At 44.2% G+C, this 24,327-nt stretch carries 23 protein-coding genes; 15 read left to right on the forward strand and 8 right to left on the reverse strand.

Annotation, left to right across the window (positions count from 1 at the left end):
• Positions 1-35: 35 nt before the first annotated feature.
• The 5 genes from CA600_RS20580 to CA600_RS20600 form a co-directional block, all read right to left on the reverse strand.
• Positions 36-1,724, reverse strand: a complete 1,689-nt coding sequence (locus CA600_RS20580; protein WP_094872495.1) for a glycoside hydrolase family 13 protein — start codon at positions 1,722-1,724, stop codon at positions 36-38.
• A 37-nt stretch (positions 1,725-1,761) separates the two neighbouring features.
• Positions 1,762-2,583: a carbohydrate ABC transporter permease gene (locus CA600_RS20585; RefSeq protein ID WP_179281684.1), complete on the reverse strand. Its 822-nt coding sequence runs from the start codon at positions 2,581-2,583 to the stop codon at positions 1,762-1,764.
• Positions 2,580-3,446: a carbohydrate ABC transporter permease gene (locus CA600_RS20590; protein ID WP_036680400.1), complete on the reverse strand. Its 867-nt coding sequence runs from the start codon at positions 3,444-3,446 to the stop codon at positions 2,580-2,582. The genes CA600_RS20585 and CA600_RS20590 overlap by 4 nt, the downstream gene beginning before the upstream one ends.
• An 82-nt stretch (positions 3,447-3,528) precedes the next feature.
• On the reverse strand, positions 3,529-4,788 hold the full coding sequence (locus CA600_RS20595; RefSeq protein WP_094872497.1) for an ABC transporter substrate-binding protein: 1,260 nt from the start codon (positions 4,786-4,788) through the stop codon (positions 3,529-3,531).
• 155 nt (positions 4,789-4,943) lie between these two features.
• On the reverse strand, positions 4,944-5,948 hold the full coding sequence (locus CA600_RS20600) for a LacI family DNA-binding transcriptional regulator (RefSeq protein WP_094872498.1): 1,005 nt from the start codon (positions 5,946-5,948) through the stop codon (positions 4,944-4,946).
• A 394-nt stretch (positions 5,949-6,342) separates the two neighbouring features.
• Here CA600_RS20600 and CA600_RS20605 point away from each other — a divergent pair, with 394 nt between their 5' ends.
• The 12 genes from CA600_RS20605 to CA600_RS20655 all read left to right on the forward strand — a co-directional run bounded on the left by CA600_RS20605 (position 6,343) and on the right by CA600_RS20655 (position 17,086).
• Positions 6,343-7,296 carry an AraC family transcriptional regulator gene (locus CA600_RS20605; protein ID WP_094872500.1) on the forward strand — a complete coding sequence of 318 codons (954 nt, stop codon included), beginning with the start codon at positions 6,343-6,345 and terminating at the stop codon, positions 7,294-7,296.
• A 7-nt stretch (positions 7,297-7,303) separates the two neighbouring features.
• The gene (locus CA600_RS20610) at positions 7,304-8,380 is read left to right on the forward strand and encodes a Gfo/Idh/MocA family protein (RefSeq protein ID WP_094872501.1); all 1,077 of its coding nucleotides are present in this window, start codon (positions 7,304-7,306) and stop codon (positions 8,378-8,380) included.
• Between the two features lie 50 nt (positions 8,381-8,430).
• Complete coding sequence (locus CA600_RS20615) at positions 8,431-9,162, forward strand: ThuA domain-containing protein (RefSeq protein WP_042124690.1); 732 nt, start codon at positions 8,431-8,433, stop codon at positions 9,160-9,162.
• The gene (locus CA600_RS20620) at positions 9,163-10,131 is read left to right on the forward strand and encodes a sugar phosphate isomerase/epimerase family protein (protein ID WP_094872503.1); all 969 of its coding nucleotides are present in this window, start codon (positions 9,163-9,165) and stop codon (positions 10,129-10,131) included.
• Positions 10,132-10,283: 152 nt separating this feature from the next.
• Positions 10,284-10,982 carry a copper homeostasis protein CutC gene (locus tag CA600_RS20625; RefSeq protein WP_094872504.1) on the forward strand — a complete coding sequence of 233 codons (699 nt, stop codon included), beginning with the start codon at positions 10,284-10,286 and terminating at the stop codon, positions 10,980-10,982.
• A gap of 303 nt (positions 10,983-11,285) precedes the next feature.
• Entirely contained in the window at positions 11,286-12,200 is a 915-nt protein-coding gene (locus tag CA600_RS20630; protein WP_256989944.1) for a L,D-transpeptidase family protein, read from the forward strand.
• Positions 12,201-12,582: 382 nt separating this feature from the next.
• Entirely contained in the window at positions 12,583-14,433 is a 1,851-nt protein-coding gene (gene abc-f, locus CA600_RS20635) for a ribosomal protection-like ABC-F family protein (protein WP_094872506.1), read from the forward strand.
• Between the two features lie 179 nt (positions 14,434-14,612).
• Positions 14,613-14,912 (forward strand): hypothetical protein, encoded by a 300-nt coding sequence (locus CA600_RS20640; RefSeq protein WP_094872507.1) that lies wholly within the window; start codon positions 14,613-14,615, stop codon positions 14,910-14,912.
• A gap of 32 nt (positions 14,913-14,944) precedes the next feature.
• Positions 14,945-15,103 carry a hypothetical protein gene (locus CA600_RS31325; RefSeq protein WP_179281685.1) on the forward strand — a complete coding sequence of 53 codons (159 nt, stop codon included), beginning with the start codon at positions 14,945-14,947 and terminating at the stop codon, positions 15,101-15,103.
• A gap of 23 nt (positions 15,104-15,126) precedes the next feature.
• Entirely contained in the window at positions 15,127-15,666 is a 540-nt protein-coding gene (locus tag CA600_RS20645) for an RDD family protein (RefSeq protein WP_094872509.1), read from the forward strand.
• 129 nt (positions 15,667-15,795) lie between these two features.
• Positions 15,796-16,230 (forward strand): MarR family winged helix-turn-helix transcriptional regulator, encoded by a 435-nt coding sequence (locus CA600_RS20650; protein WP_094872511.1) that lies wholly within the window; start codon positions 15,796-15,798, stop codon positions 16,228-16,230.
• 46 nt (positions 16,231-16,276) lie between these two features.
• Complete coding sequence (locus tag CA600_RS20655; RefSeq protein ID WP_042185448.1) at positions 16,277-17,086, forward strand: SDR family NAD(P)-dependent oxidoreductase; 810 nt, start codon at positions 16,277-16,279, stop codon at positions 17,084-17,086.
• An 87-nt stretch (positions 17,087-17,173) separates the two neighbouring features.
• Here CA600_RS20655 and CA600_RS20660 read toward each other — a convergent pair whose 3' ends face one another.
• Genes CA600_RS20660 through CA600_RS20670 form a run of 3 tightly spaced genes read right to left on the reverse strand, consistent with a single transcriptional unit; the run spans position 17,174 to position 20,326 of the window.
• A complete protein-coding gene (locus tag CA600_RS20660; RefSeq protein WP_094872512.1) occupies positions 17,174-19,486 on the reverse strand; it encodes a hypothetical protein in 2,313 nt (770 codons plus the stop codon).
• Positions 19,476-19,832 carry a hypothetical protein gene (locus tag CA600_RS20665; RefSeq protein ID WP_094872514.1) on the reverse strand — a complete coding sequence of 119 codons (357 nt, stop codon included), beginning with the start codon at positions 19,830-19,832 and terminating at the stop codon, positions 19,476-19,478. The genes CA600_RS20660 and CA600_RS20665 overlap by 11 nt, the downstream gene beginning before the upstream one ends.
• Positions 19,829-20,326 (reverse strand): sigma-70 family RNA polymerase sigma factor, encoded by a 498-nt coding sequence (locus CA600_RS20670; protein ID WP_256989945.1) that lies wholly within the window; start codon positions 20,324-20,326, stop codon positions 19,829-19,831. Before CA600_RS20670 ends, CA600_RS20665 begins: the two co-directional genes overlap by 4 nt.
• 505 nt (positions 20,327-20,831) lie before the next feature.
• On the opposite strand from CA600_RS20670, the gene CA600_RS20675 reads away from it, so the two are divergent.
• The 3 genes from CA600_RS20675 (at position 20,832) to CA600_RS20685 (ending at position 24,189) form a co-directional block, all read left to right on the forward strand.
• On the forward strand, positions 20,832-21,512 hold the full coding sequence (locus CA600_RS20675; protein ID WP_256989946.1) for a YjgB family protein: 681 nt from the start codon (positions 20,832-20,834) through the stop codon (positions 21,510-21,512).
• Between the two features lie 145 nt (positions 21,513-21,657).
• Positions 21,658-22,809, forward strand: coding sequence for a winged helix-turn-helix domain-containing protein (locus CA600_RS20680; protein ID WP_094872517.1), 1,152 nt, complete (start codon positions 21,658-21,660; stop codon positions 22,807-22,809).
• A gap of 81 nt (positions 22,810-22,890) precedes the next feature.
• Positions 22,891-24,189 (forward strand): MFS transporter, encoded by a 1,299-nt coding sequence (locus CA600_RS20685; protein ID WP_094872519.1) that lies wholly within the window; start codon positions 22,891-22,893, stop codon positions 24,187-24,189.
• Positions 24,190-24,327 lie beyond the last annotated feature (138 nt).

Here is a 24,327-nt window from a genome sequence, read left to right on the forward strand (position 1 = left end):
CCATTGATCTTTGCTGACAGATCGGATGGATTTTATTATTTAAGCTTATATACACGAGCTTCATAAGGACGAAGCTGAATCGTGTTTATTTCTTCTTCTGCACTTACTTCGTAGTTGGCAATGAGCAGTTCCTTCGCTTGGAATTTCACAGTAGAAGGAAGCTCGAAGGTTGCAGGCTCTCCAAAGAAATTCAATACAACCAGTAGCTGTTCTTCTCCAAGAGTACGCAGATAAGCATAGACCTGCTCATTCTCTTCAGCCAAGATGGTATAACTTCCGTATACGATAATCTCATGCTGCTTACGAAGCTCAATTAGCTTCTTATAGTAGTAAAAAATAGAATCAGGATCAGCCAGCGCATTCTCCACATTAATGTCCTTGTAGTTAGGGTTCACAGTCAGCCACGGAGTGCCGGTGGTGAATCCTGCTTGTGGCTCGGAGTTCCATTGCATCGGTGTACGGCCATTGTCCCGGCCTTTGATGTAAATGGAATTCATGATTTTTTCTTCCGAGTGTCCAGCAGCTAAGTATTCCTTATACATATTTAGAATTTCAATATCTTTGTAGTCGTCGATGGAAGCGAACTGTACATTCGTCATCCCGATTTCTTCACCTTGATAGATATAAGGTGTACCTTGGAGCGTGTGAAGCAGAGTTGCTAACATTTTGCCAGACTCTTTCGGGAACAGCTTATCGTCCCCAAAGCGGGATAACATACGCGGCTGATCGTGGTTGTTCATATACAAGCTGTTCCAACCCTTACCATCCAGTGCGACTTGCCACTTGGAAATAATGGACTTGATGTCCGCCAGCTTCCAAGGCTGTACATTCCATTTGCCTCCAGGCCCGGAATCGACGTCCATAAGCTCAAAATGGAATACCATGTTCAGCTCGTTACGATCCTCGGAAACATACAGTGAAGCTTCTTCTGGAGTGACATTAACAGCTTCGCCTACGGTCATGATATCGTACTTGGATAGCACCTCACGATTCATTTCCTGCATATATTCATGTACGCGTGGACCGTTAACGAAATAGTCTCCTCCGAAATGGTACGTAGGCTGGTCCGCGTTATTTTCCCCAGCAACGCTAGGCAATTCCGGTACTTTGGAAATCAGGTTGATCACGTCCATGCGGAATCCGTCAATTCCTTTATCCAGCCACCAGGTCATCATATCGTAGATTTCCTGGCGGAGTTTTGGATTGTCCCAATTTAGGTCCGGTTGTTTACGGGAGAAGAGATGGAGGTAATATTCCTCCGATTTCTCATCGTATTCCCAAGCTGATCCACTGAAGAAGGAGCCCCAGTCGTTCGGCGGCTGTCCGTCTTTACCCGGACGCCAGATATAATAATCACGATAAGGATTATCCTGCGATTTGCGGGACTCTACGAACCAAGCATGCTCATCTGAGGAATGGTTGACCACAAGGTCCATAATCAGCTTCATGCCACGGCTGTGAAGACCAGCAAGCAGTTCCTCCCAATCGGAGAGCGTTCCGAAATCATCCATAATACTTTGATAATTACTGATATCATAACCGTTATCGTCATTAGGCGACTGGTATACTGGGCACAGCCACACCACGTCGACACCAAGATGATTTAAATAATCAAGTTTCGAGATAATCCCTTGCAGATCACCAATACCATCCCCGTTGCTGTCTTTGAAGCTGCGGGGGTAAATTTGATACACTACGCTTTCTTTCCACCATTTTTTATCCAAGGTTGTAATCTCCTATCTCTATATAGATCTTACTATTTTATTTAATAGACCCTGATGTAAGTCCGCTGATAATCCATTTTTGCGCGAACAAATAGACGATAAGCATCGGGGTTAATGCGAGCAGATATGAAGCAAACGCTAAGTTGAAATCTGTACTGAACTGCCCCTGGAACACATATTGTACCAGCGGTAGCGTGTAAGAATCCTGATCGCCGAGCAGAACCAGCGGTAGCATAAAGTCATTCCAAGTCGATAGACAAGACAGGATACCGATCGTTGCACTGACAGGAGCAAGGAGTGGGAAAATAATCTTCCAGAATGTTCCGAATGTCGATGCACCGTCTACTGTGGCCGCTTCTTCCAGTTCGTACGGAATGGAACGGATATAACCGGTGTATACAAATACGTTAAAGGCCAGACCATAAACAACGTAAAGAATAATAATTCCCACAATGTTGTTCATGTGCAGGTCCGTAGTCACTTTGACTACAGGCAGCATGATAATTTGGAAAGGAATAAACATTGCGCTAATAAAATAGAAGTAAAGCACTTTGAAAAATCTTCGCTTCATATTACGTGCAATAGCATAGGCTACCATGGAGTTGGTAAGTAATATGAACACGACTGTTGTAATGGTAATTATGGTACTATTTCCTAAGGCATTGAAGAAATTCGTTGCCTTAATGGCATTGGAGAAGTTCTCAAAATGCAGGCCAGTTGGCAGCGAGAAGATAGATTGAGCCATTTCCTCGGGATTCTTGAGTGCGATGGCAATGGTCATGTACAGCGGAAACAGGATCAGTATTGAGCCTAGGGCGATAAGAATCGTTACAGGCCAGTTGGTTGATTTTTTGATCATAAGTCCATCTCCCGTTTCTGCAGAAATTTAAGCTGAAGGGCGGAGATAACGACAATCACGATAAAATAAATCACGGCGTTCGCCGATTGATAGGCAAATTCTCCGCCTTGGAAGCCGCCGGTGTAGATTAAGTGGGCAATGGATTGCGTTGAACGACCTGGACCCCCGCCTGTCAAGGCAACGATTTGGTCGAATACCATTAGACCGCCCTTCATCGCGAGCACCATATTGATGGTGAAGAAGGAAGCAAGCATTGGAAACGTAATGCTCCAGAATTCTCTCCAGCGGCTAGCGCCGTCCAGATTGGAAGCTTCGTAAAGATCATGAGGAATGGTTTGAAGACCCGCCAGATAGAGAATCGTGTTATAAGCAATCCCCTGCCAAACGGCTACAATGACGATACCGATCCAAGCCCAGTCGGAGTTACCGAGAATGTTCTGTGATAGGAATTCGCTGCCGAGTTTCGCACCCCAAATAGGGAATACATTAGCGAACAAGTAGTTAAAAATAAAACCAACAATCAATACGCTGAGGATATTCGGCAAGAAATATACGCCACGGAAAAAGTTTTTAGCTTTAATTTTGGCGTTAAGTCCAAGCGCAATCAACAAGCTGATGATATTGATAAGAATAGTGGTTAGAATGGCATATTTAAAAGTGAACACATATGAATTCAACACATTTTCATCTTGAAAAATGTTAATGAAGTTCTTAAATCCTACGTAATCAAAGCTGTCACTAAAGCCGTCCCAGTTCGTGAACGAATAATATATACCCTGGATTGCAGGAAAGGTATGGAAGGCGAAGAAAAGAAGTAATGCCGGTATAGTCATCAGATAAAAGGCGACTCGGCGTTTGGCCATCATGTAATCCTCCTCATTGTAAAAGCGAAAGAGAAGAGGGGAAGCCCCGTTCTCTTTCGCGGTTCATGTTTGTCTGATCAGTTTATTTCCGGTTAGCTACTTTATCCCATTCCTTATCAAGCTGTTCTAGGTAAGCTTTAATGTCTTTCTTTTGCAAGAAGGATTGGTTGATGGTATCCACTTTCATCGCACTTGGGATGTAGTGGTCAGCAAAGTCAGCCAAGTTGCCAGCGGTAAACGCTTCTTTGAAGCCATCCATCGTTGGATCATCTTGTGTTACACCTTGTACAGCTGGGAATGCTTTTTGCTCATTGATGTATAGGCTAACATTCTCAGGTTGAAGCAGGAAGTCTACGAATTTCTTTGCTTCTTCTTTATGTTTAGTGTTCTTGGAAATCGTCAGCAACGTATCTACGCCAGAAATGACTTTGTTATCGGCAGCATCATTTGTTGCTGGGAATGGGAATACGCCAAGTTCAATGGATGGATTGGCTTTCACGATTTCTGGGATCGCCCATACGCCTTGCAGGTACATTGCTGATTCACCTTTAGCGAATGCTGTGTTTCCGTCATTGTAACCTTTACCAAAGATATCTTTTTGTCCGTATTCCGTCAGCTTAAGCAGCTTTTCAGCAACCTCGTTAAAGCTGTCTGCGAAGGTTACAGTGCCTGCCGCACGCTCCTTGAAGAAATCATTCCCTTTAATGATCGTGGAGAGGGAGTTGAACGGCGTAAGTGTTGTCCATGAATCCTTCAGTGTCAGGTAAAAAGCATTTTTACCGCTGTCCTTGAACTTTTGAGCGACAGCCATGAACTCATCCCAAGTAGTTGGAACAGTAACACCGGCTTCAGCAAACATCGCTTTATTGTAAATGACACCACTTGCGTTTGAAGAGAATGGAAGACCATTCAGTTCGTCCGAACCCGTCAAGTCTTTCAGCATTTGAAGATATGCTGGCTGGATATTCTCAGCGAGTGGATCGCCTGTGAAATCTTCAAAAAGACCGCTGCCAGATAACGTCTTGTAGGTGTCAGTTGCTCCAATCCCTACCACGTCAGGAATATCTTTCTTCGCTGCACGAGTTTTCAATACCGTTTCAGCATCTGGCGGGTTAACCTGTGTGACAACAATATTTGGATTGGCTTCATTGAATTTCGCAACCAGCTTGTCGAAGGTGGCTTTGGCTTCGGTTTTATTTTGGAAAAACTCGACTTTTACCTTGTCACCGGAGGAGGCATTTCCACCACTATTTGCGCTGTTGTCAGCCGCATTGCTACCACAGGCACTAAGTACGGACATTGCCAGTACGCTAACCACTACGGGTTTGATTGTTTTTTTCATGATTAAATCCTCCTAATAATTTGTTGGTATTATGAACATGTAAGAGATTAAACATGTACGTAAATGAAAACTAATTGATATTCTGCTACTTATAGGCGGCAGATATGCATTACCAATAGAGAGAGTAAACGTTTACGTAAAAGGGGTAAAAAGACTCAGGTAAGTGATCTTACCGTTTGTCTTTCCACGATTAAGTGATCGACAATTTTGCTATCCACAGTCTCGCCTGTTTCAATCATCTGAATAAGCTTCTCCACGGCGATCTTACCAATATCGTACAGTGGTTGACGCACTGTAGTTAACGGAGGAATAATCATTTTAGCCATTCCAAGATCGTCATAACCCATAATGGATATATCGTCGGGAACACTTAAACCATATTTGATGACCGTGGAAAGAGCACCAATCGCCATTTCATCACTAGCGGCAAAGACGGCAGTGACATCAGGGGCTTGCTCCAAGAGAGCTTCCATTGCAATGCTCCCGCTTTCATACAGGAAGTCTCCAAAGGTGAGATAGCGGCTGTCGAAAGGAATTCCACTTGCTTCAAGCGCTTTACGATATCCCTCAGTTCTGGGTGCACCAGCGATAGCATCGCTTGGATTTCCGCTGATCATGGCAATTTTGCTGTGACCTTTGGAAATTAAGTAGAGGGTAGCATCATAAGCAGCCTGGTAATCGTCTACTTTCACGTAAGGTACACTGGCAAATTCCGTTTGGGAGGAAACCAACACAACTGGGATCTTCATGGTTTCTAGCACATCGTAATACTCTTTCTTCAAGACCTCACTAGAGTAAATAATGCCATCAACCTGCTTCTCCCTTAAGAGTTGTAAGTACTTTAATGTTCGTTTACCATCCTGGTCGGTATTACAGACCATTACACTGTAATTGCGGTCATTGGCCAATTCCTCAATGCCTTTAAGCAGATCAGAGGAGAACGCTCCAGAAACACTTGGGAACATTACACCAATGGTCTGGGTACGCTTATTGATTAGGCCACGAGCAATTGCGTTAGGTTGATACCCGAGTTCTTTGATAGCTTCATTTACCTTTTGTTTCGTCTTGTCGGAGTACCCACTTAAATTGTTTAGCACGCGAGAGACTGTTGCAATGGAAACGTTCGCTTTTTGTGCAACATCTTTAATGGTTGGGTTCATTCATACGTGCTCCTTAGATTACGGTTAGCCTTAGATTAAACGTTTACGCTTTGAAAATCAAATTCCTTGAAAAGATTTACGTAAACGCTTACCCTGAATATAAATCCTGGCAGGTATGCTTGTCAACTCCACTTAAAAAATATGTGAGGGATAAGAACCATGAAAGGTAATTATTTTTTAATAGTATGAAACCGATTAAATTACCAGAAAATCTCTGTTAAAGTGGTGTGTAAGAGGGAGAAATGTAGCTGGAGTAGGATATTAAGAATACAGAGACCCAGAATTGACAAAAGAATAGTAGAGGTCTAACATTTAGACAGTAAACGCTTACGTGAAATCGGATTGACATGTTCATCGTTTGGTTTAGTGTTTAACCGGATAAGGAGCTGCGCTTATGAATATTTATCTCGAAATTCCAGATGTGGATAAGCATTTTCCTTTTAGAAGTTTACTATGTGGAGGAGATACACTATGCTATCCGCATTGGCATAAAGAAATTGAAATTATATATGTAACTAAAGGAAGTCTAAATCTGGGAATAAATGATACCCCTATTCACATGGAGCAAGGTGAGGTTCAATTTATCAACGGTGGGGATGTCCATTATTTTCTGGCCTCACCTGAAAGCGAACGGGTAGTCATTCAATTCGATCTTAACCTGTTTCAGGAAGTCGCAGCCTTGAGTGGAAATGATTATTCGCTTCGTGAGGTTTTTACGCTTATGGAGCATTCAAGTTCAAAATGGCCCGAGGCAACCGCCGTGAAGATCAAAGGGCTGATTGAGAGTATTTATGAGGAAGACGTGCAGCGAAGAGATGGGTACGCTTACTTAATCAAAGCAAGATTGTTTGAACTATTGACCGTTATTTTACGGGAAGTGCCGAAGAGTACACTCAATAAACAGCCTAAGTTCTCGGAAGATACGCTGAACCAGTCTAGAGAAACACTGGAAAGATTAGAGCGGATTTTTATCTATGTAGAGCAGCATTACCAGGAAGCCATTACGCTGAATGAGGTAGCTAGCTATATGGGCTTTAGTCCGTATTATTTTACCAAGCTGTTCAAGAAGAATACTGGTATGACCTTTATAGCTTTCTTAAACGAATATCGCCTTAACAAAGCCAAATGGATCTTAATCAATGAAGATTTGCCGATGTCTGCGGTGGCGGAAGCTGCCGGGTTTGGCAGCGTGAAGACATTCCATCATTTTTTCAAGGATGCTACGGGGATATCACCCCTAAAATACCATAAGACAATATTCGGGAATAATACAGCAAGAATGCAGGAAGAAAGACGCCCCCGGGCTTTGTATGATAGAGATATCAAAACAGGAACAAGTGGAGGTTAAGACAAAGATGACATTAACAGTAGGAATTATCGGCTGCGGAGGCATTGCTAACGGCAAACATATGCCAGCATTAAAAAAAGTTGAAGGTGCGCGAATGGTTGCTTTTTGCGATATCGTTCCTGAGCGTGCAGAAAAGGCAAAGGCGGAGTTTGGGGATGAGAACTCTGTAGTTTACACGGATTATACAGAACTTCTTAAAGATGCAAGTATAGATGTAATTCATGTATGTACACCGAATATTTCCCATGCGGAGATTTCCATTGCGGCAATGGAGGCAGGTAAGCATGTAATGTGCGAGAAGCCAATGGCTAAAACCACTGAAGAAGCACAAGCAATGATCGACGCTTCAAAGCGAACTGGGAAGAAGCTAACCATCGGTTACCAGAACCGTTTCAGACCAGATTCCGCTTATCTGCATACGGTATGCGAGAATAATGGTCTTGGAGAGATTTATTACGCTAAAGCTAAAGCGATCCGTCGTCGTGCCGTTCCAACATGGGGCGTGTTCCTGGATGAGGAAGCACAAGGTGGAGGACCATTAATTGATATCGGTACTCATGCTCTCGATTTGACCCTGTGGATGATGGATAACTACAAACCTAAATATGTTGTGGGTAACGCTTATCATAAGCTGTCCGGTCGTAAAAATGCTGCGAACGCTTGGGGCCCGTGGGATCCTGAGAAATTTACAGTTGAGGATTCCGCCATTGGATTCATTACTATGGAGAATGGAGCTAGCATCGTTCTCGAAGCAAGCTGGGCGCTCAATACACTTGATGTTGGTGAAGCTAAGACTGTGCTTTGCGGTACTGAAGGTGGAGCGGATATGGAAGACGGTCTGCGCATCAACGGAGAAGAATACGGCAAGACATATGAGAAGCATATTAGCTTGGAAGCCGGTGGCGTTGACTTTTATGATGGTGCGGGAGATGATCCTGCATTGACGGAGGCTACTCAGTGGATCGAAAGCATCGTCAATGACACCGAGCCTGTAGTGAAGCCAGAGCAGGCGCTCGTTGTTACCCGTATCTTGGAGGCTATTTATAAATCCTCTGAGACTGGCATGCCTGTATTTTTTGAATAAACGATCAGGTTTAACGACATAGATAACTATGAACTGGGAGTGTGTCCAAAGTGACCAGAGTAACGGTATGGAATGAATTCCGCCATGAACGGCAGGAAGAGAGAATTCTCAAAGTCTACCCGCAAGGGATTCACGGACAGTTGGCAAGCTTCCTTCAGGAGGCTGGACTGGACGCTCAGACAGCTACGCTGGATGAACCGGAGCATGGACTGACACAAGAAGTGCTGGATAACACGGATGTACTGATTTGGTGGGGACATGTCGCCCATCAAGAAGTTAGTGATGAGATTGTAAATCGTGTTCACCAAAGAGTGCTTCAAGGCATGGGGCTAGTGGTGCTTCATTCGGGTCATATGTCCAAAATATTCATGAAGTTAATGGGCACCAGCTGCGATCTAAAGTGGCGTGAAGCAGGGGAGAAAGAGCGTCTTTGGGTCATGGACCCAAGTCACCCGATTGCTGAGGGCATTGGCGAATATATCGATTTGGAGCAAGAGGAAATGTACGGTGCACATTTTGATGTACCAGCACCAGAAAGTCTTATTTTTGTCGGCTGGTTTGAAGGCGGCAATGTGTTCCCTAGCGGATCGACCTATCGTCGCGGGAACGGGAAGATCTTTTATTTCCAGCCCGGCCATGAATCTTATCCAACCTATTACAATAAAGAAATCCAAAGAGTGATCATCAATGGCGTGAACTGGTGTGCACCAACGAAACGTGATTATCCTGTGTACGGACATTCCGAAGCTTTGGAACCTATTAAAGAAAAGGTGGTCTTGTAAATGAAGTTAGGTGTATTTGATCCTGTATTTGGAAGTTTAACTCTTGATGAGATGCTTGATAAAATCGCTGCTGCTGGTTTGAATGCGGTAGAGATCGGTTCTGGAGGCAATCCGGGAAATGCCCACTGTCCAACAGATGAGCTGCTTGCCAGCGAATCAGCACGTAAGGAATATCTGGAGAAGTTCACGAAACGTGGCATTATGATCAGTGCATTCAGTTGCCATAATAACCCGATTTCGCCGGATAAAGAAGAAGCTCGTGATGGCGACGAAATTCTGCGTAAGTCGATCAAGCTAGCTTCGCTAATGGGCGTTAAGGTAGTGAATACTTTCTCGGGAACCGCGGGAGACAGCGACGATGCAAAAGCACCGAACTGGCCAGTTACACCTTGGCCTACCGTGTACAGCGACATCAAAACCTGGCAGTGGGAGCATAAACTGATCCCTTACTGGAAGGAAATCGGTAAGCTGGCCGAAGAGCATGGCGTTAAGATCGGTATCGAGCTTCATGGTGGTTTCCTCTGCCATACTCCTTATACAATTCTGAAGCTTAGAGAAGCAACCTGCGATGCGATCGGCGCGAACCTAGACCCGAGCCATCTGTGGTGGCAGGGCATCGATCCTGTGGGCGCAATCAAGATTCTTGGTAAAGCCGGCGCAATCCATCATTTCCATGCCAAGGATACGTACCTGGATCAGGACAACATCAATATGTATGGTCTGACAGATATGCAGCCTTATGGCGATGTGCAGACCCGCGCATGGACCTTCCGTTCCGTTGGCTGTGGACACAGCATATCTGAATGGTCGGATATCATGAGTGCGCTACGTACTTACGGTTATGATTATGTGGTCAGCATCGAGCATGAAGACCCTCTTATGACGGTAGACGAAGGCTTCCAACGTGCAGTAACCAATTTGCAATCCATTCTTATTCGTGACCAGCCTCAGGGTATGTGGTGGGCGTAAGGATATTTTAAGAACGAAAGATCTTGATTCTCTAGTGTTTGTAGAGGGTCAAGATCTTTTTTGCGTGTTTATGTGGATGTGGGTTAGGATAATGTGCGGATGAAGAAAATAGCAGAAAGCAAGGTTCTAAGATGAATAAAGGAGAGACAACAATGTTACTAGAAGTTATTGCTACAACATTAAGTGATGCAGTGCTGGCCGAACGTTATGGTGCTGACCGAATTGAACTGATCACAGCGATTAGTGAAGGGGGATTAACACCCAGTCTGGGACTAATAGAAAAAGTGCGCGAAGCCGTCTCGATCCCGGTCAGAGTAATGGTTAGGCCTCACGCCAGATCCTTTTATTACGATAAGGATGATATAGAAACTATGGAGAGGGATATTCAGCATATCGCATCTATCGGCGGATTCTCTGTTGTTATGGGCATGTTACGATCTGACGGAACGATTGACGAAGAGGCACTTCAACGACTGCTTCAGGCTGCACAGGGTCTGGAGGTGACATTCCATCGAGCGTTTGACGTGGTGAGGGATCAATTTGAGGCGTTAGAAATATTGATACGTTATCCTCAAATTACTGACATTCTAACATCAGGAGCCGAGAGTACAGCCCCTAAGGGCGCGGAGCGTATTGCTGCGCTTGAACAGCTTACTGCGGAGCGATCTATCAACATACTGGCAGGTAGTGGATTAACGGTGGAAGGGATAAGCGATTTTGTACAACAAACAGGTGTGAGGCGGGTACATTTCGGTTCAGTAGTTAGAGTAGAGGGTGATGCGCTGAAACCTATAGATCCTCTTCGCTTGCAGGCTGTTCGAAACCTTCTGGATCAAAGAAAAGAGCACTAGCCTTAACGATAATAATGGATTACAGACTGGGGGAGCTGAAAGGATTTTGAGATTAAAGATCCGGATGGGTATGTGATTGCATTTGGTTCAGGTAAGAAACTGTAGCCGCTGAAACATAAAATATTGTTTAAAAATACAGAGCTGATCTTTGGTTATCCAAAGGTCGGCTTTTTGTCGTGTGCACTTGGTTACAGTATTGCAATCTCTGCGTCAAATGCGGGGGACGAGTTGAAAAGAATAGGTACAGGCTGGTATGCAACTAAATTGAAATGATTTCGTCTTTATATATGGAGGTGGAGAAAATTGGGATTTTTTGTTTCGAGTAGCTGGTTTCAATCTTCATTACAGCGGAACATAAAGCTGATGCTTGTGTTTGGGCTTCTGTTCGCTGCATGTTTTACAGGTGTGGGAAAGGCGGAAGCTGCTGCTGGATCCGATCTAATTATCGTGAATAAAAAAACAAACAAACTCGCGTATTTCAGTGATGGCAAGCTGGTGAAGACTTTTCCGGTCGCAACAGGGAAATCGAAGGAACTGACACCGGAAGGTAGCTTCAAAATGGTAGTTAAAGTAAAGAACAGACCCTACTACAAAGAGAAAATACCTGGGGGTGATCCGGCCAATCCGCTTGGCGACCGCTGGTTAGGGCTAGAGGTAAATGGAACTTATGGAACTACGTACGCGATTCACGGCAATAGTAATGAGTCATCCATAGGAAAGTATGTTAGTGCTGGATGTATTCGAATGCATAATGATGATATCCACTGGTTATATCCAAAAATAGCTAAGAACACAAGAGTCATCATTACAACTAGTACACTGGCTATGGAGAGCATTGCGACAAAGAACGGGTACTCTGTGGGAAGTAAGACGTTTGCTGGAGCTTTTGAGCTGGATGGCGTCACGACAAAGCTGAATGATCCCTTTATATTGGATAACTCCCGTGTATTTATTCCGCTGAGAGAATCTGTAGCGTTGTTAGGTGGAACTCTGCAGAGCGAAGCTGGTACTGGTGCACTGCTAATTACGATAGGTGGTCGTACGGTGACACATAAGCCTTTATCCGAGCAGGCTATCGTGAATGGGAAATCCATTAAGATAATCGCATCTCGTAATGAAAATAACCGATTGTTGATTCCACTAAGCATCTTGCCCCAATTATTTAGCATTCAGGTGCAATGGAATCCACAGTCTCAGTCGGTAAAGATTAATTTATAACTGTTCTTGGAATTGTATTTCTGATCTTAGTTAGTCTATACTGTACTCATTCAAACCAATTCGGACAATGACGGAGGACCACCGACTGATGAATAACTAACACGTTTCCTAATGAATTAGACCATCCAACTTGTAAAGTGCATATGCACAAGTCACGGAGCACCCGCGCAGGGTGATAACGGTCAGGGATACGTGTGTCGGTCGGGGGCCTTACGTTGCTTTTATATGAATAGATCGATCTATTGTTTGGTTTACTCTGCATGCAGCAGGTGATCACAGCCGTAGTCTATTCATGTTATGGCATATTCCCCCATCATACGCTATTCGACCGCAGACCGCTGGCTGCGGTTTTTTATTTGCAATATAATCGGAGGAATGGAATATGACCCTAATAAAAGCAAAGAATTTACGTAAAGAATGGAGCGGGACCCTGTTATTTGAGAAGGTGTCCTTTGAGATATCGGAAGGAGAGCGTGTGCTCTTGTTCGGCCGTAATGGAATCGGCAAAACCACACTGCTTAAGGGACTGATCGGTCGCCTCACCTTTGAGGAAGGGAGTATTTATCACGGCTTACCTCCTGAAGAATGGGGCGTGCTGGATCAGCAGTTAGAAGTATCAGAAGAAGTAAGCGCCTTGGATTACGTTCTCGCCGGATCGGCAGAGCTACCCCAATTAAAGCGCCGGCTTCAACTCCTTGGTCAGAGGTTGCAGGAAGTGAACGAGGAGAGTGAAGCTGGACTTACTGAATACGCCGAAGTGTACGAACGATACCTGCAGCTTAATGGATATGACTGGGAGGCTAAAGCGGAAAAGTGCTTGAAACAGCTTAAGCTAGAACGCTCAGTTTGGGATTTGCCATACCCATCGCTAAGCGGAGGGCAAAAGACACGTGTCCAATTAGCAGCATTACTAGCCCAGCAGCCAAAGCTGTTGATTCTAGATGAGCCGACAAATCACTTAGATGGAGAGACGATGGAGTGGTTGGAACATTGGGTACACACCTACCCTGGAACCGTACTTTATGTTTCGCATGATCGTACGTTCATCGATCGAACGGCGACAGCTTTACTGGAACTTAGTCCAGGGGGATGTCGCCGGTATTGGGGTGGATATACGCAGTATCGGGAGCAGAAAGCGATAGAGGCACGAACGCTAGAGGGACAATATAAGAAGCAGGAACAGGAAAAGGAGAAAATACTGGAGAGCATCAGAAGGTATTCGGAGTGGTTCCAGCAGGCACACCGTGCTGCCGGACAGCATGATTTCCTGCGTGCGAAATCTAAGAAGAACGTGTCTCGTCTTCATGCGAAGGAAGCTGCACTCGAACGCTTAAATAAGAACCGTGTGGAATTGCCGCGCGAGACAAGCAAGCTGAAGATGAAGCTGGAGACGGAAGCATTAATGGCGGACACTTTGCTGTCACTCCGCGAGATTGATTTTGCTTATAGGGATAGTGCGCCTGTATTGAAAGATTTCAGTTTGTCCTTGAATCGAGGAGATCGTCTTGCTATTCTGGGGCCCAATGGGGTTGGGAAGTCTTCTTTGCTGAAGTTGATTGCGGGTATTCATAAACCCACTCAAGGTGAAGTACGGCTGCATCCACGGACGAAGATTGGTTATTTTGCCCAAGAGCTCGATAATCTAGCGGTGTCATCCACGATTCTGGATAGCTTGCTTGAACTGCCGGGTATGACCCAAACGGAGGCACGAACGATTCTAGGCTGCTTTTTATTTTCGCGGGAGGATGTCTTTAAACGAATTGGTGATTTAAGTCTGGGAGAGAAATGTCGTGTAGCTTTCCTTAAACTGTACTTTGGAAAAGCTAACCTATTAGTACTGGACGAACCCACCAATTATCTGGACATTGACACTAGGGAGCGTGTAGAAGAAGCGTTAAGGGTATATCCGGGAGGGCTTGTGATGGTCTCGCATGACCGATATCTGCACACTAATGTAGCTAATCGTCTGGTAATCTTAGAGCCGGCTCAGACACCGAAGTTTTTCCAGGGTTCCTATAATGAATACATTTCCAAAGATAGAAGTCGTGTGCTTACCCAAAAAGAACAGGAGCGGGAGGACGAGCTTGTCCTTCTGACGCTCCGTCTGAATCAATTGATCCAAAGTGGAAGTAGGGATACAGAGGCTGAGAATGAGGCGCTAATGGCGGACATAGTTAATCTGCGGTTACAGATTCAGGAACTAAGGGATAAGGAAGAAACTACACTCTTCTAAAAAGAGAGTCAAAATCACCCAGCTCAGGATACAATTTATCTAGGGCTGGGTTGTTTTTTAGCGTGAAAAATATATACGGAATCGAATATTCAGATAGGAGTTATTAGATGTAAGGTGTATAATTTGGAGGAATATGGATGTAATTTGGGATAGGCAGATCTTGAAAGGACGGTTATAAAATGATGAAATTCGCTTCCTTTATTGTGGAATTATTTCGATTATGTATATTGCTTGTGTTGACCTTGTTTATTTTAGGCGGGGCAGAGCGATTCGTATATCAATCTATATTTGGTCAGCCCGTATATAACTGGAGTATGGCGCTTGGAAATGTATTGATATTTTTTATGCTGTATCGGAATCATTTTCAGTTTAAAGGTTGGTACAAATCAGAAAAAAATATCAAGCTAACCCTCCTCACTACAAGAATTATAACTGTTATATCGCTAGGGCTTATCCTCCTGCCGATCGGGCTCAGCTGAGCCTATGTAGATTAGAATCATTGGAGTCTGTGATGATTTTTAAATGGAACCGTGGATATAATTGGGAAGACATTCATAGAATTATTAAATTAACAGATAAACTTTCTGATATACGGGTGATTCTAAAACATAATAAGGAACTGGAATCCATTATTGAAGAGCGGATCAAAAGGCTGAATGAATACAGTTAAGCATAGAGAGCGGGGGCCCTGATATGAATAACTATAAAGTGGAGCGTTTGGAACAGGAGGATTTCATAGGATTTTGGAAAAGAGTACTGGCTACCATTCTTGATCTCCTTGTCATTCTGATCCCTGCGGTTATTGTTTACATGCTATTCAACTCATTAGCTGTTTCCTTGCACTCGGAGATTCCTATTATCCTTGAGTATATTATCTTCATCGTGTTTGATATTTTTATGATCGTTAGATTTGGCGGATCACCCGGGAAGCTGATTTTAAAGATAAAGATTGTTAATGATCAAGGGAGTTATCCAACGCTGAAGGAAGCTCTAGTTCGAAATATTTTCCGAATCATTAGTACAATTTTTTCAATGATTGTTGGTGTCAGTCTCTACGACCTCACTGCGATTTCCACCAACCTTGCCTTATGGGCACCATTGGCTAATGATCTCAGTAAAATACTTGGCTTTATCATGCTTGTGGATTATCTATTTGTCGCATTTACTCCCCGTAAACGTGCGCTTCACGATATGATGGCCGGTACTTATGTTATTGATAAATCTGCAATTTAAAGGATGCTTGCTGAGCATTCTTTTTTTGATTTTTAATAGTTTATCGTTAAATAGTTTACTATTAAATATTTTAGTGTTAAAATAAATACAGAATCACCCAATGATCATGAGCGTTATAGGAGGATGTACTTGGAAAACCCAGATTTTTTTAGACTCATACATGCAGTTGAATTATTCACGGATGAAATTATTGTTCGATGGATGAATGCTTTTGACCATAATATTGGGATATCACCCGTTCTCGTCTTGGGAGAATTGAATAAAAAGGGTCCGCAGAAGCAAACTACTTTGGCTAAAAAATTAGGTTATACGCCGGGGGCGATGACGAACATTGCCAATCGCTTAATTAAACAGGAAATGGCCGAGCGTAAATATAATGAAGATGATCGCCGAAATGTACTGCTCTCGATCACGGACAAAGGTAAGGATGTACTGAAGGAAGCACAGCTAAAAGGACAGGAGCTCCGAGCTGAAATATTTCTGAAGCTCGATGAAGAAGAACTGCAGCAATTCTTGAAAATTTATGAAAAGTTGTTAACGAGCTTTGATAGCTCTGAAACATAAATGAAGTCATCTAAGAATCTTAATCACATTATAAAGGGGTATGGATATGGGAAGAGTTCAAGGTAAGGTTGCATTAGTCACTGGAGGCGCTTCAGGTATTGGCTTATCAGCCGCTACTCTAATGGCTAGAGAAGGAGCCAAAGTTGTCATCGCCGATTTTAATGTAGAGGCTGCCAAGGAAGCAGCGGCTAAGATTAAAAGTGAGGGTGGAGAGGCGGAAGGTCTTTTCCTGGATGCATCCCAAGCAGATTCGATCAAGGAAGCTGTTGATTTCACAGTCGCTCAGTATGGCACCATTACAGTTTTGTTCAACAACGTAGGTCTAACTAATCTGCAAAAAGACCTTGATGTGGTCAACATAGATTTGGAAGAATGGGATCGCCTGATGAACGTGAACACCAAAAGTGTTTTATTAGGCAGCCGATTTGCTATTCCACATATGATTAAAGCGGGCGGAGGTTCTATTATTAACACCGCTTCGATGTCAGCATTTGCAGGAGATTCATTGCGCACGGCTTATGGTTCCTCTAAGGCAGCTGTTGTGAACCTTACACGTTATATCGCTACACAATATGGTAAGGATAAAATTCGTTGTAACGGAGTGGCTCCAGGCCTAATTCTAACACCTGCGGCTGCAAGAAATATGCCGCCAGCTGTGCTGGATATTTTCCAGAAGTTCAATGCCCTCCCTTACCATGGGGAAGCGGATGATATCGGAAACACAGTATTGTTCCTGGCATCGGATGAATCTAAATTCATCACCGGACAAACAATAGAAGTAGAGGGTGGTCACTATATGTCCAACCCTAGTATTACGGACTTCCAGAATTACATGATGGAAGCTAAAGGTAAATAAATTCAAGCGTAATTAAAAAATCCGGTTCTAAGCTCGTGTTCAATGAGCGGGACCGGATTTTTGTTTGTATAAGTGAGTTAGGCTAAATTAGCTTACCGCTAAAACAGCCTGTATAAAGGTTTTCAGTGCTGAGGATTTTGTGCTATCGATCCATTTCTTCAAAACATCTACCTGACCATTCACGTACCATCCTAGTTTTTCCTGTAATTCTTGATCAAAGTGACTAGGCAGTTTCGTTCGTTCGGCTATGAGCTGTTTAATCATTTGTGGCCAACGATACCCATTAAGACCAAAGCTGTGCAAGGGGTAACGTTCAGCAAGTGTTAAGACAGAAGCGAGTGACTCACCTGCATATAATTCTGCCGCCAAATAGCTGCCAATAAAACGATGGCTGTCATCATGCTCTAAGGCGATAGAAAATTGCTTCCGAGCTTCTGTAAGCTTGCCTTGATGCATGAGAGCTGTAGCATTAATCGAGCGGTCATAGTCATCCCCCTTAGTTTGACTCAGCTCAATGTAGCGGGAATAATACTCGTTATATGATTTCCAGTCCTTATGGTCAAAATAGTACTGCGTCAACGTGAAGGCATAATTAGAATAAGGATGCAACTGTATGAGCTTTTGGAGTAGCGGAATCGCCTGATCTTCTAATGAGTCATCCTTCGTCAGGGAGGATTTAGCGAGCATCAGCTTCACAAGCATGTGTAGAGCATGAGCATCCTCTGGATCATCTGCAACATTCTGTTGGTACATTTCTATGGCTTGATCAGGTTTCTTATTTAGCAATAGTCTATCGGCTGTGGTTAGTTCTCGTTCCTTGAGATAGAAGAAGGGCAGATTACCAACGGTGTCTTCGTTCAATCTGTAGCCACTACTGCGGGTAAGCAGATGTCCATCCGCATCAAATGCCTCGATATTCCAAGAAAAGCGTGCTTCAGGATTCATGAACACAAGAAAAGATAGAGGATCAATCGATTCAAAGCCCTCTCCGCCACTGCCGTAGGAGAAACCACTGTTGTAATAGAGTTCATCTACTGGAATAGAGACTTGATTGTCCGTGATATGGTCCCGAATCTGCGAACTGAAGGAGCTCCCCACCATCGAGACCCCACCGCTTAAACGATAATAAGCTGCACCCTTAACAGCTTTCCAGCGGAAATCTACGGTCTTTCCAGTTAGTGTCTCCTGATTAATAGGAGACTGAAGCTCAATGAGAGGTTGCAGAACAACACTCTCCTTCAACAGGTCACCCGGTTTAACTTCAATCCAATCGTCATACTGTATAGGCCAAGCCCAGCCATCGATCTGATCATAGCTAAGTCCAAGCTGCAGTTGATAGAAGCCCGGAATCACACCGTAGAATTCGAAACGTCCTTCATCGTCTGTAACGATTCGGTAGGAATCAGCAGATGTAATGCTGTGATGAACCTCGCTTTCAGCACGGAGAAAAATACCTGCACGCGAGACCGGAGTACCATCGCTACGAGTAAGTGTTCCGGATACGACGGCAGTCGAGGTGTTCCCCATATCGACAGCGGACTGAATGGCAATCCGGAGTGCCTCCAACTGCAATTCGGTCTCTGAAGTTCCAATCGTTGGTGGTGAAATTGACGCTGATCCCGCTGCATCCTTGTCTGCGGTGTCTTTATCTGAGTAGCTAGTGGTAAGACTCATTTGTTTATGAATATCCTGCCAGAATTTTTGGTAGCTCTCCAAGCCATTGTCTACTACGGCAAGTGCTTCTTGTGCTTTACCTTTTGTGAAGAGCAGACGCCCGGTAAGCCATGCTTTCTGCGCATCTAAAACCTGCTGATTCTCAGATGACAATGTGGTTTGTTCAAGAATAGCTTCAGCGGCTGTTATGTCACCACGATTCAGGGCTCGTTCTGCACGAAGGAGCGTCAGCTCTTGTGCCACGTGAGAATTGCTGGCTAGTTGTTTAGTGGCCGTTATTAGCGCTTGATCGCCGTCTTCCTTACGGCCAAGAGCATCATATTCGTAGGCAAGCAGCTTTACCGCAAATATACGTGTATTATTCGCTGGCCCATCAAGGATGTATTCTTCTAACAAAGCGATTTTATCCTCTGGCAGCAAGTCGGAAATACTCGGTTCATCATGATTCCACTGACTCATAGAGGGACCAATATTTACGTCATATCTATAGGGATCGTAGGCGTGCTCCTTATCAATGATATTTGTTTGAATAAGCTCCATACGTTTACTGCCAGTTGTAGACTCTAGCTTTTGCAGAAGTTCTGTACGGGCCAGGTTAAATTGAATAGCTGGGCTTTCCTCCATTTGTGCCTTTGAGGAGGGCAGAAAGTTAAATAGAAGAATGAGCAGGAAGGCTGGGAGTAGCACGAATGACACTAGATGTTTGACTCTGATCTTAATTCGCATGTCTCTTCACCGCCTGATCATAGATATCTTTCCAGTACGTATTGCCCCCAGCCTCAATAAGTTCACGGTTTGGATGCTGCTGGACGTTTTGTTGGGGTTGATGTTTAACCTCTGGTTGATGCAGTGTCAATGATACGACTAGAATAATGGCACCAATCGCGCCTAAAGCTTTCACGGGGATCTCGATTTCTTTATTCCAGAAAGCCATGAGTCGGGCTCCAAAGGTTGGAGGGTGGGTCATCTTGAGGACGCGCTCATGTCCTTCGAAGTGTATGGGTTGTAGTTCTTCATCTAGCTGTTGCTTGATCACTTCGCGTTTCGTATTCTCTGTGCTCCCCGTATTCATAAGAAATGTCCCTCCTTCTCCAATATCTTTTTTAAGAGTGTCCGTCCTCTAACTAACCGGGATTTAATCGTATTCTCCGGCGTATTCAATTGCTCAGAAATTTCACGGATGCTCATCTCATGAAAGTAATATAACGTCAGACATTCGCGGTATACATAATCGAGAGTTCTGATGGACTCAGCGAGTCTAACATTATGCCATTCCACCATAAAAAGCTCTTCTGCCCCGGCAGTGAAGCCCGCATCATCACTGGCTTGGAGCTCTGCATCGCCTGAGGGGAAAATATTACGCCAGCTCCAAGTCCGTTGCTTCATGCGGCAGCGGTTGATTACGATGCGAATGAGCCAAGCCTTTAACCGTTCCGGTTCCTGCAATTGATTCATTTTGGCAAAGGCTTGAATAAAAGTATCTTGCACCGCCTCTTCGGCACTGTGTCGATCTTTGAGCAATAAGCAAGCGGTTCGGAGCAGCATATCGCCGTAATCGTCCATCAACAGGCTGAGAGCTGACTCATCCTTTGCTTTGATTCTGTCTATAATATTCAGATGAAGCTCCCCTCCCTTTACTAAATAAGATGCGGCTCAGAGGATTAAGGTTGCGTTTGTGTGGAATATTTTTACTGAGGGGACTCCAATTGCACTATGTGCAATAGAATTTGTCCTGAAGCGGGAGAAGATGAATTCTGTTGCACTTTGTACATTCAAAATAGCTAAGAAACGCCTAATTAGGGGGTTTTTTCGGATTCTATTGCACAAAGTGCAATGCATTGCTTTTTTCGAAGCAAACTGCCCCAATCTATTGCATGTTCTGCAATGAAATACTCCGATGGTGAGAATTAATCAGGTAATTAATTGATGTTAGGCAGATTTGGGTAAATGATAGTTAGGCTATGCCTAATCTTCCTTGTCTAAGGAAACTTTTTCGTTTCAGTATCGTCTATATGTTCAGTTCCATTTTTTTGCAAGATGGCTTTGAGCAACCTACTAAGGAGATGACATCATGTCAGCACAGTTTAAGTTTCTAGCAGCCACTATCCTGCTCATTGGAATGATCGGGCTTGCTGGCTGCAGTTCGAACAATGAGGCGGCTAATTCTGAATCCCCTACAAATACCCCAACAGAAACAGCTATAACAGCAACTTCGGGACCGGAAGTTAGCCCGTCATCCACTCCTGCAGAAACCGCAGCAACGGAGACTACTTCCCCTACGGAGACTAATAAAGATACAGCCAAGGCGAATCCGCAGAATAGTGACAAACAACTTCAAGATTTACTTGAGCTTGCTAAAAAAGGGAAGGTGCCCGGTGTTGAATATGCTGCTCATACCGGACTAATTGATGAGGTAGAAGCCGATTGGGGTAAACCTGATCAACAAGAGCCAGCGGGAAAAGGGATTTATGCTACCTACACTGATGAACATGTCGTATTCGGATTCAATAAAGGGAGCCTAATCTTCGATGTTCGTTCCAGTGATACTGCGCTGCAAAAGCTAACACTGAAACAGATCGAGTCCACACTGGGCAAGCCGGACGATACCAAAGTAAATGGTGAGGATAAGATCTACACTTACCAAGCCAATGATCAATTCCAGTTGAAATTCATTATTCCAAACTCGACGGGTAAGGTGGGCCATATCTCCGTTTTTAGTGAACAGGATTCCATTAATAATATGGCTGGATAAGACGAGCAATGGGTGCAAGGAGCAATCAATGCAGAGAAATCTGCGGGTTGCTCTTTTTGATGTTTATTTTTGATCTGGAGTACGCCTTGGACGGACTGATATAATGTAACCTATGAGCGGATTCGGGGGAAAGAGAGGTTCTATCATGCAGCTGGAATTAATCGAAAGTGAATACAAAGTGACCGGAGATGGGATAACGATCGAATTATTCCCAAAAGAGTTTACGCTTTTTCAGTTCTTGTACAAAAATAGAGGGCGTACGTTCAGCCGAGAACAGTTGCTGGATAAGGTCTGGCCCTTGGAATATCCGGTAGAGCGAACGGTAGATGATCATATTTATCGCATTCGTAAAAAGCTTGGCAAGCTACAGGGTCTTGATATTAAGACTGTTAGGGGATTTGGTTATAGTCTGATTATACAAGAGCCTTCAGCGGCCATGACCAATCCGACTACATATGATTTAGAGATGCAGAAGACGATGCGGGAGGTATTCAAGAAATATCACCTATATGGTCAAGGGCGCTCAATGTTAATCCTCGCACGCCAACAGGATGTTTTGGGTTATGCGATGGACCCGTTTTATTCGGTATATATTCATTTTGTGCAGGGAGATGTGGAATGGCTGCTGAACACAACGGAGGTTGAGATCGAGGAACGGTTTTATTCTTTGTTGATCTGTTATGTTCTTTTAGGTGATCCTAAGAAAAAATTAGCGTTCTGCGAGTTAGTCCTTGAGAAAAAGCTTCTTTTGCCGCCTCAGCATCGCGAATTGGAAATCCTTAATATTCTGGATTTGTACACGCTGGCAGGGCAAACGGAAAAAGCACTGGAACGGCTAAAGCTAACGTATGAAGTGATTAAAGAGCCGGGGTATGAGAGTTTCATTCCTATAACGGCGACCTCAGAAATGCTTCTACACTTGTGGATGGGAACAGAAGATCACGTAATAGAACGGATGGCGAAAGACATTGAAACGCTTTTGCAGGAGATGCCTTACTTACGCGAGATTGGGAGTTATAAAGTTGCGAGGGGCTTGTGGTTTCTACGGCGTAGGTCTTGGCGTGAAGCAGAGCGACTATTGGATGATGCGCTTCAAGTGCTGGAGATGTCGGGGTTTGTACCGATGCGTATATATGCGTTATATCGAATTGTTCACTATTGTAACGAGTTTCCACCCCAACCAGCTTTGCAGCACAAATATGCAGATTTATTTGAACGAGAGAAGGAAGAGCGGGGATTCCATCGTTTGGAGCAATCCTTGGAACACGTGCTTATGAATATCGTGACAGCTCTCTGATAATTCTCTGACAATTCTCCGTTACATTAAGATCATGCTTCATATGTTCTAGTTCTTAATCGTAACTTGGAGGAATGTCCGATGAATGCTTCATCACAAGCAGGAACGAGTCTGCTAAAAAACAAAGTGTATATGCGTGTGTACAGCGCATATGCGACAGCCACTTTTGGGGATTGGTTCGATGCACTGGCGATTCAAGTGCTCGTAGGGTACCGTTGGCACGCCAGTCCGTTAATGCTGGCTTTGATTCCAGTCTCCATAGCTTTACCTGGGATTCTGCTTGGCTCCGTGGCGGGGGTAGCGGCTGACCGAGTGAATAAGCTAAAGCTAATGCGAATGTGTGATCTGCTCACGGCATTATTAACAGTACTAGTACTTTTTGCTCCCAATATGGTGTGGCTACTCCCGTTACTGATGCTGCGTGCTGCCATCTCGACGTTAAATGTGCCTGCCCAGCAGTCGATGACCCGCACTATGGTTAGAGAAGACCAACTGCTTCAAGCCACCTCACTAAATGGGCTTGTGAATCAAGGCTCCAAAATCGCGGGACCTTTACTTGGTGGTTTTGCGTTATCCGTGCTGACACCGCAGTGGTGTATATTGATCAATGCTTGTCTCAGAGGCTGTTCCTATTTGCTCCTACTTACAGTTAAGAAGAATGAAGTAGAACAAGTTGGCACAGAAGGCAAGGGGGATCAAGAGGAGCATGTTTCCCTCCGCACGATGTGGAAGGAAGGCTGGAGTTTTATGCTGCGCAGCAGGTTGTTGCTAAATACCATGCTGTTTGGCATAGTCTGTTCAATGGCGATTCAGATGATTGATTTTCAATTCACCAGTCTCTTTAGGGTACTTGCACCCTCTAATGAATCTTTACTGGGCTGGCTCGTGGCGGCATCCGGAGGCGGTGCTGTATTCATCATTATGGTCATGAACAAAATGAATCGCGGAACAGGTTATGGCTGGAAGCTTGGAACAAGTTATGTGTTGATGGGTTTATCGGTCGGGGGACTTGGACTGCTTCAGCCAGGAACTTCCAGTATTTCTGTATTGCTATTAGGATTCTTACTAGGTATTGGGAATGGAATTTTTATTATCACGTTCAATTATTGCCTGCAAAAAGAAACTCCCCCGCACATGACAGGGCGTGTATTCGGTATTCAGAGTACTATTCTTAGCGGAGTTATGATTGGTGCTCCACTCCTCGGTGGAATGTTGGTTCAGGCCGCTGGGCCTAGCCGTATCTTTTTTAACTTTGGGATCGTAATCGCTTTGATAGGTGTGCTTGGGATATTATTTGGCCGCGTGCTGTGGCCTGTGCAGAAGGAGAAAAGTGATAGCTCAACGGAGCAACCGGGGAAGGTTAAAGTGATGGAAACTTAAGGCATGCTGATAGTGAAGGTCAGGCAAACTAGCCTGACTAGAGAGCTTGAGTAGACTGACTACCTAGCAGGCTTACCTAGCATTTAGTTGCAGAATCTGCAATTAAATGCTGTTCCATCGTTCAAAGCGAACTTTAGT

Source organism: Paenibacillus sp. VTT E-133280, assembly GCF_002264385.1.
GTDB classification, from domain to species: domain Bacteria; phylum Bacillota; class Bacilli; order Paenibacillales; family Paenibacillaceae; genus Paenibacillus_AQ; species Paenibacillus_AQ nitricinens.